Source organism: Pedobacter sp. MC2016-05 (assembly GCF_026239735.1).
Taxonomy (GTDB): domain Bacteria; phylum Bacteroidota; class Bacteroidia; order Sphingobacteriales; family Sphingobacteriaceae; genus Pedobacter.
This window is the reverse complement of the sequence record NZ_JAPIVT010000005.1, coordinates 95,516-107,858: the sequence shown is the minus strand read 5'-3', so window position 1 is coordinate 107,858 and position 12,343 is coordinate 95,516. Positions and strand designations below refer to the sequence as shown.

The following is a 12,343-nucleotide window of genomic DNA, read 5'->3' as shown; positions in this document are numbered from 1 at the left end:
TCATGTCTAAATTTATAGATTATTTAAAAACCAAAAGCTTTAGAAACAATATTTTAGCTGCCGTAATCACAGTGGTTGTACTACTACTTATCGCTTTTTTCAGTTTAAGGTATTATACCAAACACGGTCAGGGATTAAATGTACCAATGGTTAAGGGATTATCATTTGATCAAGCAGTAAAAAAACTGGAAGATGTAGGTTTAAAATACGAGGTAGATTCTGTCTTTATTCTTGATCAGCCTGCCGGGATTGTAATCGATCAAGACCCTGACCCCAACACCTTTGTTAAGGACAACAGAACTATTTATTTGACTATAAACGCAGGTAAAACGCCTAACACAAAATTTCCTGATATTGCTTTTAAAACACTCAGAGAAGCACAGGCTATTATTGAAAGTTCCAGATTAAAACTTGGTGATACTACTTATAAACCCGACGTAAGCAAGGATGTAGTTTTAGAAGCTTCGTTTGGTGGCTCTGCCATTGCCGCCGGCGACATCATCCCCGTAGGATCGAGAATCAATTTGGTATTGGGAGATGGTAGAGGAAGTCAGGAAGTTGATGTGCCGCAATTGGTTGGCTTAACCGTTGATGAGGCTAAGTTCAGCTTAAAAGGATCGAACCTAAGTTTGGGAGATATTATTTATGAGGGCAACATTATCGACAGTGCAAATGCAGTAATCACCAAACAAGACCCCATGCCAGCCGATTCGGTAACAAAAGTAGCTATCGGAACAAGAATTAACATTACGCTTTCGAATAAAGAACAATAAGATACAATGATCGAAGTAGAAAAAAAGAAAACGAGCACACGTAAAAAAGCTGTTATTGCCATAACTGTAGTCATTATTTTGATTGCAGGTTATTTTGCCTTAAATTTTTATAGGCTTTACTTTGCCCCCAATGTAACCGAGAACCAAAAATATCTATACATTAAAACCGGTGAAAGTTATGACGAGCTTCTATTCGAAATCAAGAAAAGAGATATCTTGAATAGCGCCTCCTCATTTGCTACTGCTGCTGGGAAAATGAATTTACCTGCCAACTTAAAACCTGGTCGTTACCGATTGAAAAAAGGGATGACTAACAGAACGTTAATTAATTTAATTAAAGCTGGAAATCAAGAACCTGTTAAACTGAAATTTCAAAATATTCGTAAGAAAGAGAATTTTGCCGCCTATTTAGCCAGTAATTTAGAAGCCGACTCCCTCAGTTTTATAAACGTTTTGGATTCTGCCGCATTGATCAGCAAATATGGTTTCAATAAGGACAATATCTATACCATGTTCATTCCGAATACTTATGAGATGTACTGGAATATTAAGCCTACCGATTTTTTGGAACGCATGCATAATGAATACGATAAATTCTGGACCGCAGAGCGTAAACAAAAAGCTGCAAGTTTGAACCTAAGTCCTGCGCAAGTTTATACTTTGGCTTCTATTGTAGATGCAGAAGCACTTTACGATAAAGAAATGCCCATCATTGCTGGTTTATATCTCAACCGTTTAAATAAAGGTATTTTATTGCAGGCCGACCCTACTGTTATTTTTGCAAATGATGATTTCACGGTGAAACGCGTTACGGGAAAATTATTACAGGTGCAATCATTATATAACACTTATAAATATGCAGGTTTACCTCCGGGGCCTATTATGATGCCTAGTATTAATGCTATTGATGCCGTTTTAAATCGTAACGAGAACAATTACATTTATATGTGTGCAAAGGAAGATTTTTCTGGCTATCATAACTTTGCAGAAACTAAAGCAGAGCATGAAATTAATGCAAAAAAATATCGTGACGCCTTAAATAAAAGAAATATCTTCAGGTAATGTTTGTACATGAAACAAAAGTAAAAGTACGTTATGCCGAAACGGATCAAATGGGAGTTGTTCATCATGCAAACTATGCTTTGTATTATGAATTAGCTAGAACAGAGTGTTTTGAAGCGTGTTCTGGCATCACCTACGAATCGATGGAGGCGGAAGGTGTAATGCTTCCTTTGTTAGAGCTCCAATCTAAGTTTTTGAAACCTGCTTTATACAATCAGTTGCTTACCGTTAAATGTATTGTAAAAGATTTGCCAACAGTACGTTTAAATGTAGAGTACGAAATCTATAATGAAAAGGAAGAGTTAATCAACATTGGAAAAACTGTACTTGTTTTTGTTGACAAACAAACCAGAAGACCTTGCCACCCCCCCAAAAATTTTATGGACGGTGTGAAACAGTATTTTTAGAAAAAACAAATGGAATGGTTACATCGGCAATTGCTACATCTTAAAATCTATTCTAATTTTATCGAATGGACCAAAGGATGTGTATTGCCTGGGTTTAGCCCACTGCCACTCTACACCGTTGCAACATTTTTTTTTAGGGAAATTAGTAAAGATACGTTGGTGAACAAAGCTTCATCTTTGGCTTACAGTTTCATGCTAGCCATATTCCCTGGAATAATTTTCCTTTTTACGTTAATCCCTTTCATTCCAATTAATGGTTTCCAAGACCAATTGCTAAGTTTAATTGAGCTGGTTTTACCTCACAATGCTTACGATGCTTTTGAGTCAACACTAAAAGATATTGTCAAAAATCAAAATACAGGTTTGTTGTCTCTCGGATTTCTATCGGCTATATTTTTTGCTACCAATGGTGTTAAAAACTTAATGAAGGCCTTTAATAAATCCTCGCTCATTATAGAAACCCGAGGCTGGTTGAAGCAAAGATTAATAGCGTTTGTTTTAACCACAGTAATATGTTTGTCTATTATTATTTGTATCAGTGCAATGGCAATAGGCGAATTGGCATTAAAATACATTAAAGGAGAATTACACATCAAAGAAAGTCTGGCAGTTTTTGCCATTCAATTTACACGATGGGCATTATTGGCCATTTTATATTTCATCACCATTTCAATTTTGTATAGATATGGACCTTCGCACACGAAAAAGTGGAAGTTATTTAGTGCCGGCTCGTGGCTGGCAACTATTTTAGCTTTTTTAACCATTTGGGGATTCTCCTACTACATTAATCATTTTGCATCGTACAACAAAGTTTACGGATCTATCGGAACCCTCATCGTGGTGATGATCTGGTTATATCTAAACTCTCTCATTTTATTAATCGGTTTTGAGTTAAATGCCAGCGTTGATGTAAGTAAACGCAGTGTTAAAATAATAAGACCTACTTTCAATTTGTTCAAAAAATCTGATCCAATCGAAGGAAATATCCAAAAAAAATAAATTTTTCTACCTCTGCGTTAAGCAATTATCAATTTAATATAAAAAAAATGCATTCTTAATTGGCAGATTTAACCGGAGTTTGTATTTTTGCCTCCGGAAAGCTGGCAGAGTGGTCGAATGCGGCAGTCTTGAAAACTGTTGACTGTAACAGGTCCGGGGGTTCGAATCCCTCGCTTTCCGCAGATTTAATATCAAAATTTCAAAAGCCCGCAAATCATAAGATAGCGGGCTTTTTTGTTTCTCAAAGTACTCGAGATATTTATAAAGTCGAATGTTAGGAAAAGGACTACTAAACAAATTAATTTCTTGTTAGAGGCTCTTCTACAGCAGTCTTTTTTGACAACAATCCATCAATTTCATCATTAAATGCTTTGACGAAATCAGTGTAGTATTTTCCCGTTGCTGGTCCACTATAACCTGTATGGATCTGAGCAACATTTCCATTTTTATCGATGATGATCATCGTTGGAAAAGAAAGGAAATTACTTAGTCCAGGAAGTGATTCTGCAACCTGTTTTTTATCGGGTTTGCCAGCAATCACCTGATCATATTCAATGCCAAACTTATCGCGAAATCTTCCTAATGCTTTTTTTACATAAGCCGAATCCAGTTGCCGCTCATAATGAATGCCAATAACTTCAACGCCACGACTGCGATTTTCCTTGTACCATGGAGCGATGAATGCTGCCTCATCTACACAATTAGGGCACCAGGTTCCGGTAATCGTCAGGATCACCACTTTATTTTTAAATTTTTCATCCTTTAACGAAATCTTCTTTCCATTAACATCCGGAAGAGAAAAGTCAAGCGTTTTATACCCATCTTTTAAAAAAGTTAATTTGGTCGCATCCGGGAGGGCAGCATTTTGATTTTGAGTTCCGGTGAAGGGCGTATTCCCCCTGGCACTCACTACTTCTCCCACAATTTTACCTTCTTTTGAAAATGTGCCTTTGTAGTAAGCAGGGCTCGAACCGATGAAACCGGAAAGATAAAAATGGTTTCCATCAACACTGCCTTCAAGATAGCGGGAATCGCCGGTAATGCGGAGAAATGTACCTGTAATTTTATTTCCGGCCTGCTTAAAAAGTCCTACCGCATTTTCACTTTTGCCATTCTGTAACTGAAAAACAATATCGTATTTTCCAGAAAAATCTGCATCTGGTGACTGACCGCTGGTTGCAAACCGATATTGCTTTGCTTTACTGGCATGCACAGGCAGTGGTTTTCCAGATCCATCCTGTCTCTTCAATACGCCGACAAGTGAATCTTTCTGGATTTTAAAAGCAAGAACATTGTCGAACTGATCCAGGTTAATCAACAATGAATCTCCTTTCCTTTTTACAACTCCCCCGTCGAAGCGCTCATCGGCATTTAAAAAGCTGAGAAAGGGTTGATCACCGTTTCTATTTTTAATTTCAAAATTAAATGGTACTTCAACACCGGGTTTGAGATTAAAGACACCTCTCCAGATTCCATCTGCCCGAAAAGATTTCGGAGATTCGACACTATTGCTTTTGATTTCATTTTTTGACTGCGCTGCTGCATTCTGTAGGAAAAGTCCTGCTACAACTATTAAAATATATTTTATTTTCATGGGATGTTGATCAATTAACAGCGCAAATGTAGGCATGATTAGCCTTAAGAAAAAAATATTTAAACAAAATCTATAGAATTACTAGACAATATGATTTTTCTATTATCTTTGCGCCAGTTATTTTAAAATACTTATCAAGAAAGGTGGAGGGAATGGCCCTGTGAAACCTTAGCAACCAGCCTTAGGTATGGTGCTAATTCCATCCCGGAAAGTCCGGGATAGTTAAGTCAGTTGAAGGCCAAATCATTGTTAATGAATATGAGAGCACTCCTGATTTATAGGAGTGCTTTTTTTTATAAGCGGATTGCTACAATTGATAAGTGTTGATCTATCAGAAAAATAAATTAAATGGAAAAAACTAACGAGCAAAAATCAATTTACGCATGCATTTCAAACCGAAGTAAAAGAGACCGAATGCGAACGGGTATTTGTCTAGACTAAAATCAGCGGATACCACAAAAACTTAAAATTTTCATTATCAGTGTGTTAAAAATTCGTCAAAAGCGGAGTGGAAGAGCTTTGCCTAAATTTCGCGACATCATCCCTTAATTAATCATCAACAATATCTATTATGTTCAACAAGATTAAGCTTCCGGCAATATTATTTCTGCTATTGTTTTCCCCATTCGTACGTGCACAAAACATCTCCATATCAGGCACGGTTAAAAGTTCATCAGGAGAAACTCTGCCCGGTGTTTCCATTTTTGTAAAAGGTACCAAACAGGCAGTAACGAGTAATGGTGCCGGCAGTTTTACCATTACGGTAACTGGCAAGAGCACATTGGTATTTTCTTATATCGGCTTCGCCACTAAAGAAGTGGAAGTATCTGGCGATACACAGGTGCTCAACGTGGTTTTAAATGATGCGGATAACGCTTTAGATGAAGTTGTGGTTACGGCTCTGGGTATCTCGAGACAAAAAAAATCGCTGGGTTATGCCGTACAGGAGCTCAAAGGTGAGAGCTTGACTGAAGCGAGGGAAAGCAACCTGGTAAATGCGCTGGCGGGTAAGGTTGCTGGCGTGAGGGTGACCAATAGCCAGGGCGATATGGGTTCTTCCCGCATAGTGATTAGAGGAGAAACTTCTATTTCTGGCAATAACCAGCCGCTTTTTGTTGTGGATGGTATACCTGTGGATAATTCGCAACTCAATTCCGCTGGCGCAAGAGATTACGCAAATACAATTTCCGATATCAATCCAAATGATATAGAATCGATCAGTGTGCTTAAAGGCCCGAACGCAGCAGCGTTGTACGGCTCAAGGGCAGCGGCCGGAGTAGTTATTATCAAAACAAAATCCGGAAAATCGAAAAAGGGTTTGGGGGTCAGTTTTAACTCCAATGGGGTTATTGAAAGTTTACTTACACTGCCAAAGTACCAGGATGTTTTTGGTCAGGGATCAGAAGGCAAGTTTAGCTATGTAGATGGCAAGGGTGCCGGAACGAATGACGGTGTGGATGAAAGCTGGGGCCCGAGAATGGATGGCAGGCTGATTCCCCAGTTTTTTTCAAAAGGAGTTGCTGTCCCATTCGTAGCCAATCCAGATAATGTTCGTGATTTTTTTGAAACTGGTTATTCTCTTTCCAATGGCATTGCCGTTGAAGATGCAGGAGAGAAATTTGATTACCGATTATCCTACAACAATCTAAAACAGGTTGGTGTGGTGCCTAACTCCGGGCAGGATAAAAATTCGTTTGCTCTGAACACCACCCTACGGATTACGCCAAAGCTAACTCTAACAGCAAATGCAAATTACAGTAAACTTGGTTCTGACAACTTACCAGGAACAGGCGGTTCCAGGTCGACCAGTACCATGCTTCAGTTTACCTGGTTTGGCAGACAGGTAGACATTAATCAATTGAAAAACTACCGGGATGAAAACGGAAACACTTTCAACTGGAACAACAGTTACTACAGTAATCCGTACTGGGTGGCCTATGAAAATACAGTATCCCAAAACCGGAACAGGATTATCGGAAACATTGGCCTGAATTATAAAATTACTGACGGTCTTAACTTTAACTTCCGTTCGGGAACAGACTATTATAATGATCGTCGTAAGATCAAGATTGCATATGGTACCAATGGAACTCCCTTTGGCTCCTATACCGAAAGTGCTTTTACCGTGAACGAAAGCAATACCGATGCAACCTTGAACTACACTAAACAGCTTAATGATGATTTCAGCGTGGAAGCTTTGTTGGGAACGAATATACGTTCGAGATATATCGAACAAAATGATCAGAGTGCACCGAGGCTTGCTGTCGCTGGCTTATACACTTTGAACAATTCCAGAGATCCGCTTACCTCTTCTAATAATTATAGTAAATTGAAATCCTACAGTGGTTATGCATCGGCGCAAATTGGATTTAGGAATTACCTTTTTGCAAATGTAACGGCCCGTAACGACTGGTCATCAACATTGCCGGCCCAGAACAGATCTTATTTTTACCCTTCCTTTAATGGAAGCCTTGTGCTGACAGAGGCTTTTGATATCAAGAGCGAGGTGCTCGATTATGCTAAAATCCGTGGAGGTTGGTCAAAAGTAGGTAAGGATGCCGATCCATATCGCCTGATTAACACTTATTCTTTCAGTGCCCCTTTTGGGAGCAATCCTCAACTCAGCCCTTCGGCCACAGATTTGAATCCTGATCTGAAACCTGAAACCACTACCTCATCTGAATTAGGAGCAGAAGCTGTGTTGTTCAACAAGCGCCTTCGTTTTGATGTAAGTTTATACAATACCAATAGCTACGACCAGATTTTAAGTGTGGATGTTAGTCAAAGTACCGGATTTAGGTCCAAATTATTAAATGCAGGAAAAATCAACAATAAAGGCGTGGAAGTACAATTGGGGGTTACTCCTATCAGAAAGCAGCTGACCTGGGATATTGATGTGAATTATGCAGCGAACAGAAGTAAGGTTATCGAGCTAGATCAAGCTGGGCTGTTGCAAAACTATGTCGTGGCAACAAACTCTGCTCAAGTCATCGCAGCTGTCGGCCAACCTTATGGAACGCTTTTCGGTAACGCTTTTTTAAGAGATGGCAGTGGAAATATCATTGTCAATGCAACAGGAGCTCCACAGACTGATCCTACCAAAAGGGTTCTGGGTAAATATACACCAGATTGGATAGGCGGCATATCCAATACCTTCACCTATAAGGGTATTAGTTTGGGCGTGTTGATTGATGCCAGCTTTGGCGGCTCAATTTACAACGGCACCTATGCAACAGGAACCTATACAGGTGTGCTGGCCTCTACCCTGCCAGGCAGAGCAGCAGAATTTGGCGGAATTTCCTATTATTATCCGGGAAATGTGAAAGCAAATGGAACGGTAAGACTGGCTGATGGTGCTACGGCGCCTGCCGGTGTAACGGTTTACGATGACGGAATGATTTTCGATGGGGTAACGGCTGATGGGAAACGCAATGAGAAAATACTTTCTGCACAAACCTATTACAAGTCGTTTCGCACCATTGATGAGGCCAATATATTTGATGCCTCTTACGTCAAACTCCGCGAAATTAAACTAAGTTATAACCTACCCTCGAAATGGATACGTCCGTTAAGTCTGCAAGGCGTATCGGTATCACTAGTAGGTAGAAACCTGGCGATACTGCACCGCAATGTAGCCGATATCGATCCGGAGGTAGCCTTTAACACTGGTAATGGCCAGGGGCTTGAGAGCCTTTCCAACCCAACAACCCGCAGCTATGGCATTAACTTGAATATTAAATTTTAATCCTATCCACATGAAAAATAAATTCCTATATATCACTGCTTTCGTTTCAATTTTAGCGGCCTCCTGCGGCAAGGAACTCGACGAAGTAAACATCAATCCGAACGCTACTGAAAATGCACAGCCTGATTATCTGCTTACTGCTGCGATAAAAAACACAGCCGATGCCTATTGGGGAACAACAAACAACATGAATTCGAGTCTTCTTTTTGCGCAACACTGGGCAAAGGTCCAGTATACCGAAGAAGATCGCTTTATTTATTCGAACAGTAGTTTTATCTCTTTATGGTCTACTTTGTACTCCCAAAGTATCACCGGTTTTAACAAGATCATTGAGATTGGAAATACCACCGCCAATCCAAATTACCGGGGTGTGGCTTTGACTTTAAGATCCTGGTCATTCCTGTTGCTTACAGATGCCTATGGTGATATTCCCTACAGTCAGGCAGGAAAATTAGACGAATTCATTACACCAGCTTATGATAAACAAAAAGACGTATATTTTGGCCTCTTGGAAGATCTGAAAAATGCTAAAAACGCTCTTGATCCAGCAGGGAAAGCCATTACAGGTGACATTATCTATGGTGGAAATATTGGTAAATGGAAAAAGTTCACTAACTCTTTACGGTTAAGAATCGCTTTGAGAATTGCAGACAGAGAACCTGCAAAGGCAAAGCAGGTATTGGATGAAATTAAGGCTGATGGCGATCAATATATCAGTGATAATACCGATATTGCCCAATTGATTTACCAGATCTCCCCACAACAGAACCCTGTAAGTGCACAATTTGATACCCGTGATGATTACCGGATTAGCAAAACAATAGTTGATAAGCTGTTTTCGCTAAATGACCCACGCCTGCCAGTTTATGCAAGCAGAACACAAACCGCAACCCCTGAAGAATATGTTGGTTTGCCCAATGGATTAACCAATTCAGAAGCCAGTAACCTGGGTTTTGCCAAAACATCCAAGCCAGGAACTTATTTTCTTGCGCCACAATCCCCTGCCGTAATTTTCAGCTATGCAGAATTACTTTTCGATAGAGCCGAGGCTGCTGCAAGAGGCTTAACTACAGAAAATGCTGCAGATCTTTACAAGCAAGGCATCATAGCTTCGCTGAAACAATTTGGTGTATCAGATGCTGCAGCCAATGCTTATCTGGCGCAGGCATCAGTTCAATATGATGCTGCTAATTATAAAAAATCAATCGGTGAGCAAAAATGGCTTGCGCTTTTTGGTCAGGGTTTGGAAGCATGGGCAGAGCGTCGCCGATTGGATTACCCGCAACTTACCGCTTCGGTGAATACCGTACTAAATGGCCAGATTCCGGTACGTTTTATTTATCCGGGTACAGAGCAATCCCTAAATGGACAAAGCTATAAAAATGCGGTGGCCAGCCAGGGTGCTGACCTGCTGACCACCAAATTATGGTTTGATATCAATTAGTCTAGCTTTATCTCAGACTGAAAAAGTAATTTTGCCCTGGAAACCCAAATGTTTCCAGGGCATTTTTGTAACAAAATATTTGTCCGAGCCTGATGTTAGAGCGCCTGCTCATATTTCTCCTTTTGCTGTATCTTCAACTCTCGTTTATCAAAAGGATCCCGAGCAAAGCGCTGATCCTGCAAGCGGTCGTATTCCTTCACATAATCCGGATGTTCGGTGCCCATTACCCTATCCCAGAACCTGAAATACAGTCCATAGTTTCCCTTAAATTTACTGTGGTGCAGGTTATGGTGAACTGAAGTATTCAAAACTTCAAACGCCAGGGTGAAGCGAAACCATTTAGGCATGATTTCATAGCCAAGATGGCCGTACACATTTATGATGAAACCTGTCACAGTAAACAGCAATATTGTTAAGGGATGCATCGGCAACAGCATCACAATTAGCACCAAAACAAAGCCTTCGGTAAAGGCTTCCAGTATATGGAAACTATAAGAAGTCCATGGTGACGGATTAGTGCTTTTATGATGAACCAGATGGGCAAGTTTGAAAAGTTTTTTATGATGTAGCAGTCGGTGCATCCAATAAAAATAAGTATCATGGATTACGAGGCTCAAAACCAAAGCAACACCGATATACCATCCCGGGAAATCATCGATCTGACTATAAATTCTGGTGTACTGCTTAATTGGGGTGAAAATTAACACCACTGCGATGATTGAAAATACAAACGTACTCTGCATGGAATGCCATACCTCACGGATGAAGTCTTTTTTTGTTGCCGACTTTTGCTGAATTTTAAACTTATTCAGTTTAGCAGGCATCAAGAGATAAAACAGCATGAAAGGAACTCCGGCAAGTACAAAATACCGGATGGCTGAAATACTAAAAATACCAACGGCGGATTCTATTATCTTTTCCATATCTATATTATTTTTGTCTCTCAAAAGTATAGAACAGATAGATTTTGCGCCGTTAACAAAAGATAATTTAGCAGCTTAACAAAAGATAATTTATGTCATTGCTTGCCTTTTGTATACATTCTTTTTCGAATACGGCTTAGAGAAACCGGAGTAATACCGAGCATGGAGGCAATGTATTTATCTGGCACTCTGTTTACCAGGTCAAAACGCTCAGTAAGAAGTTCCCGGTAGCGCTCCTCAGGCGATTGCGTAACAAACGATTCCAACATTTTTAAGGATTCCGCCAGCATTTTCATCAGAAAAAAATTTCGGAGCGGTTCGTACTCCGGGTGTGTCTTCAAAATTTCCTCCAAAACATCATAGTCAATCTGTAATAACTTTACAGGTTCAAGAGCACGGTAGATAAATCTTGAAGGTTGGCGGTTAATAATAGTATCGTGTGAGGCAATAAACTTGCCTTCGCCACGCAGAAGAAGAGTAGCTTCATCACCATTCTCCTTAATGATGTATACCCGAATGATACCTTGTTCTATAAAAGCCAGTCTGCGGCTATTTTCGCCTTCGCGGATATAGGCTTCATTTGTTTCCAGCGATACCACAGTGGTCATGGCAAATAAAGGCCCGGTATCCGCAGGCATAATCCCGGCTAAATCAAACAATAATTCCTGTAAGGTATCAATTGATGTTCTCATATAAATAATAGTGGTAATGAGCAATGGCTAAAATAAAAATATAATAGCAGCCTAGCAAAAGCTATCGCACGCTCCCGTCTTATTTTTGCGATCACTCAGATATCCTCAATAAACCTGAACAGCATACAAACTTAAATCCAGGAAAACAAAAATCAGGATGGAAGACATAACATCAGACATTTATAATCTCAGTTACGGGAGAAATACGCTGCTTTATACGCATTTGTTAATACCCTACTTCACCTGGTTGTTAGCAGAAAACATTCTATACTTTGCCCCGTTTTTTCTTACGATGAAAGATGCCGGAAAAAGATACAGCTGTGTAATTATTGATGATGAATTTAGTTCGATAGAGATATTAAAAGAATATATCTCCAAGATACCAAAACTTGAGCTACTTAAATTTTATCTTGACCCAGTTTCGGGTTTGAAAGCCCTACAAGGCGGACTCAAAGCCGATATCTTATTCCTTGATATCAATATGGAGATATCAGGATTGGATATTGCAAAAATGGTTCGTAATCAGGTAAAATCGATTATTATTACCAGCGGTCATGTTGAAAATGCCCTCTCCGCATTTGAAGTAAATGCAGATGCTTTTTTAGTGAAACCTATTGGCTTTAAAAGATTCCTTAACACGGTAAATCAGCAGATCGTAAAGAATGTTTCTGATTCAATCAACAGATGATGGTCGGCTTTCGCCT

Annotated in this window: 10 protein-coding genes, 1 tRNA gene and 1 riboswitch; of the genes, 8 read left to right on the top strand and 3 right to left on the bottom strand. The window is 39.7% G+C overall.

Features of this window, described 5'->3' with window-relative positions:
• The first annotated feature begins 2 nt into the window (after positions 1–2).
• From OQZ33_RS09025 to OQZ33_RS09005, 5 genes are all read left to right on the top strand, one after another.
• Positions 3–773 carry a PASTA domain-containing protein gene (locus OQZ33_RS09025; RefSeq protein WP_265798718.1) on the top strand — a complete coding sequence of 257 codons (771 nt, stop codon included), beginning with the start codon at positions 3–5 and terminating at the stop codon, positions 771–773.
• Between the two features lie 6 nt (positions 774–779).
• Positions 780–1,835: an endolytic transglycosylase MltG gene (mltG, locus tag OQZ33_RS09020; RefSeq protein ID WP_265798716.1), complete on the top strand. Its 1,056-nt coding sequence runs from the start codon at positions 780–782 to the stop codon at positions 1,833–1,835.
• Positions 1,835–2,242: an acyl-CoA thioesterase gene (locus OQZ33_RS09015; protein ID WP_265798715.1), complete on the top strand. Its 408-nt coding sequence runs from the start codon at positions 1,835–1,837 to the stop codon at positions 2,240–2,242. Before mltG ends, OQZ33_RS09015 begins: the two co-directional genes overlap by 1 nt.
• 9 nt (positions 2,243–2,251) lie before the next feature.
• Positions 2,252–3,241 carry a YihY/virulence factor BrkB family protein gene (locus OQZ33_RS09010; RefSeq protein ID WP_265798714.1) on the top strand — a complete coding sequence of 330 codons (990 nt, stop codon included), beginning with the start codon at positions 2,252–2,254 and terminating at the stop codon, positions 3,239–3,241.
• 95 nt (positions 3,242–3,336) lie between these two features.
• A tRNA-Ser gene (locus OQZ33_RS09005) sits at positions 3,337–3,421 on the top strand.
• 118 nt (positions 3,422–3,539) lie between these two features.
• On the opposite strand, the gene OQZ33_RS09000 is transcribed toward OQZ33_RS09005, so the two are convergent.
• Entirely contained in the window at positions 3,540–4,871 is a 1,332-nt protein-coding gene (locus OQZ33_RS09000; protein ID WP_265798713.1) for a peroxiredoxin family protein, read from the bottom strand.
• A 92-nt stretch (positions 4,872–4,963) separates the two neighbouring features.
• Positions 4,964–5,064, top strand: a riboswitch (SAM riboswitch).
• Positions 5,065–5,406: 342 nt separating this feature from the next.
• Here OQZ33_RS09000 and OQZ33_RS08995 point away from each other — a divergent pair.
• Positions 5,407–8,580 (top strand): SusC/RagA family TonB-linked outer membrane protein, encoded by a 3,174-nt coding sequence (locus OQZ33_RS08995; RefSeq protein WP_265798712.1) that lies wholly within the window; start codon positions 5,407–5,409, stop codon positions 8,578–8,580.
• 10 nt (positions 8,581–8,590) lie between these two features.
• Entirely contained in the window at positions 8,591–10,024 is a 1,434-nt protein-coding gene (locus OQZ33_RS08990) for a SusD/RagB family nutrient-binding outer membrane lipoprotein (RefSeq protein ID WP_265798711.1), read from the top strand.
• A 95-nt stretch (positions 10,025–10,119) separates the two neighbouring features.
• On the opposite strand, the gene OQZ33_RS08985 is transcribed toward OQZ33_RS08990, so the two are convergent.
• The gene (locus OQZ33_RS08985) at positions 10,120–10,947 is read right to left on the bottom strand and encodes a sterol desaturase family protein (protein WP_265798710.1); all 828 of its coding nucleotides are present in this window, start codon (positions 10,945–10,947) and stop codon (positions 10,120–10,122) included.
• Positions 10,948–11,042: 95 nt separating this feature from the next.
• Positions 11,043–11,639 carry a Crp/Fnr family transcriptional regulator gene (locus tag OQZ33_RS08980; protein WP_265798709.1) on the bottom strand — a complete coding sequence of 199 codons (597 nt, stop codon included), beginning with the start codon at positions 11,637–11,639 and terminating at the stop codon, positions 11,043–11,045.
• 157 nt (positions 11,640–11,796) lie between these two features.
• On the opposite strand from OQZ33_RS08980, the gene OQZ33_RS08975 reads away from it, so the two are divergent.
• Positions 11,797–12,327 (top strand): LytR/AlgR family response regulator transcription factor, encoded by a 531-nt coding sequence (locus OQZ33_RS08975; RefSeq protein ID WP_265798708.1) that lies wholly within the window; start codon positions 11,797–11,799, stop codon positions 12,325–12,327.
• Positions 12,328–12,343: the final 16 nt, after the last annotated feature.